This window comes from Stenotrophomonas sp. HMWF003, from assembly GCF_003061285.1.
In the GTDB taxonomy this organism is placed as follows: Bacteria; Pseudomonadota; Gammaproteobacteria; order Xanthomonadales; family Xanthomonadaceae; genus Stenotrophomonas; species Stenotrophomonas maltophilia_AP.
In genome coordinates this window covers 15,546-17,599 of record NZ_QAIW01000227.1, presented here as the reverse complement: position 1 = coordinate 17,599, position 2,054 = coordinate 15,546, and the positions used below count along the sequence as shown (strand labels likewise).

Here is a 2,054-nt window from a genome sequence, read left to right as displayed (position 1 = left end):
GCGGTACGCAGCCAGCATCACGAACAGCGTGCCGAAGGTGAGCATCACCGCCTGCATCACGATGCCCGGGAACTTGGCGTTGAACAGGGCCGAAATCGAGCCCAGGAACAGGCCTTCGACCAGCGCGTACATCGGCGCGGTCACCGGCGACCATTCCTTCTTGAACACCGTCACCAGCGCCAGCACCAGGCCGCCGATCGCGCCGCCCATCGCGTACAGCATCGCGCTGGAGGTGGGCAGGCCGGACGCATCGATGGCCTGGCTCCACGCGAACGCTGCGGTCAGCACGGTCAGCAGCAACAGCACGCCGGTCTTGTTGACGGTGCCATTGATGGTCATCACCTGATCGGGCGAGGTCACCACCGAGCCGCTGGCCAGGTCGAGGAACGTCGATTCGGAAAGTGCGGGGTTGCCGCTGCGCATTGCCAATCTCCTTGAAGGGTAGGGTGCCGACCATCCGGCCGCTGTGCCGAGAATAGCCGATACGCCGTTGCCGGATCGGGACATGTACGACAACGTGAAAAAAGCGTTGACAGATGCCGCGCACATTCCCACAATAGCCGACTCTTTCGGGGGGAACCTCGAGGGATCAACCACCGGGGTATAGCGCAGTCTGGTAGCGCGCCTGCTTTGGGAGCAGGATGTCGGGGGTTCGAATCCCTCTACCCCGACCAAGCCTGCTCAAAACAGGATTGAAATGCGATAATCCAGTCAGGGCGCCCGTAGCTCAACTGGATAGAGCACCGGCCTTCTAAGCCGGCGGTTACAGGTTCGATTCCTGTCGGGCGCACCATCGGTGCATGCGTCAGGAAGCAAAGGTTTCAGTGGTGGCTGTAGCTCAGTTGGTTAGAGTTCCGGATTGTGATTCCGGAGGTCGGGGGTTCGAGTCCCCTCAGCCACCCCACTGATTTGAAACTGGTTCGCCGAAAGTGAATCAGGGTTGCAAAAGACGACACACCCGCTACAATGTGCGTCTGAGTTTTCAGGGCTGTTAGCTCAGTTGGTAGAGCAGTTGACTCTTAATCAATAGGTCCAAGGTTCGAATCCTTGACAGCCCACCAAGACAGAAGCCACCTGGTCCGCCAGGTGGCTTTTTTCTTGCCCGCAGTGCCGCGCTGCGCGACCCCGGCAATGCTGGGCCTCGCTCGGCATCGATGCGGCGCCGGGCGGGTGTTTTCCCTCCGTTCAAACAAAGTGCTTGCATCTCCAGTGGGAAATCCAGCATAATTCGCCTCCCGATTTTCGGGCTGTTAGCTCAGTTGGTAGAGCAGTTGACTCTTAATCAATAGGTCCAAGGTTCGAATCCTTGACAGCCCACCAAGACAGAAGCCGCCTGGTTCGCCAGGCGGCTTTTTTCTTGCCTGGCATTGCCGTGTTGCCGGCTGGCGCGGAGCCCCTCGCATGAAGGGCGCGCGGCGAGGCCGCAGGGAAGCAGGTGGCGCACCGCCTACGGATTCCGATGCAACGCGGGTCACTTCCGTCATAGGCATCATTGATCCTGCAAGCCACGTCCCGTTTTGCCGCGTCGTCCTTCTGCCCAATGCAGGTTCCCGCGCCCTGCGGCGCATGCGTGGAGAGGCGAGATGATGGGTAAGCGAACGATGTGGGCATGTGCCGGGCTGTTGATCGTCGGTGTGCTCGCGGTACCCGCGTTGGCGGGACAGCGCCCGCACCCCTGGCAGACCATCGACAGGCAGGCGGCCAACAGCAGTACGCCAGCGTTCCGCACTGCCGTGGTCGAAAACAACGCGCAATGGCAGCAGTGGCTGGCCTCCGCAGACAGGGCCGGCTCCCCGTTTGCCCGGCTGGACCCCGCGCAACAGGCGGCGTTCTCGCGCTCGCTGGTGTTCCGCGATGGCGTGCTGGCCGCCTACGACCATGAGGTGCTGCTGCACGCCTTCGCCGCCGCCGATGCCTACCAGCTGCTGGCGGTGTTCGGACTGGAGCATGAGCTGGCGTTCCTGCCCGGGGTCCGGGTGGTGTCGCTGGACGACCAGCGCGCCATGGCCGAGGCGCGCCGGGGCCTGGTGGCGCGTCGGAATCCCTTTGCCCAG

The 2,054-nt window shown here is 62.5% G+C and carries 2 protein-coding genes and 5 tRNA genes; 6 read left to right on the top strand and 1 reads right to left on the bottom strand.

Translation table 11 applies throughout. The features are described 5' to 3' along the window. Positions 1 to 423: Bax inhibitor-1/YccA family protein (locus DBR34_RS21745; RefSeq protein ID WP_219928249.1), on the bottom strand; the 423-nt coding region annotated here is incomplete at its 3' end. 174 nt (positions 424 to 597) lie between these two features. Here DBR34_RS21745 and DBR34_RS09290 point away from each other — a divergent pair. The 6 genes from DBR34_RS09290 to DBR34_RS09265 form a co-directional block, all read left to right on the top strand. Further along, positions 598 to 674, top strand: a tRNA-Pro gene (locus tag DBR34_RS09290). Between the two features lie 42 nt (positions 675 to 716). Beyond that, a tRNA-Arg gene (locus DBR34_RS09285) sits at positions 717 to 793 on the top strand. A gap of 34 nt (positions 794 to 827) precedes the next feature. Then, positions 828 to 904: transfer RNA gene (locus tag DBR34_RS09280), tRNA-His, on the top strand. A gap of 81 nt (positions 905 to 985) precedes the next feature. Then, positions 986 to 1,061 (top strand) — tRNA-Lys (locus DBR34_RS09275). Between the two features lie 183 nt (positions 1,062 to 1,244). Then, positions 1,245 to 1,320 (top strand) — tRNA-Lys (locus DBR34_RS09270). A gap of 266 nt (positions 1,321 to 1,586) precedes the next feature. Beyond that, on the top strand, positions 1,587 to 2,054 hold a 468-nt coding region (locus DBR34_RS09265; protein WP_219928248.1), incomplete at its 3' end, for a hypothetical protein.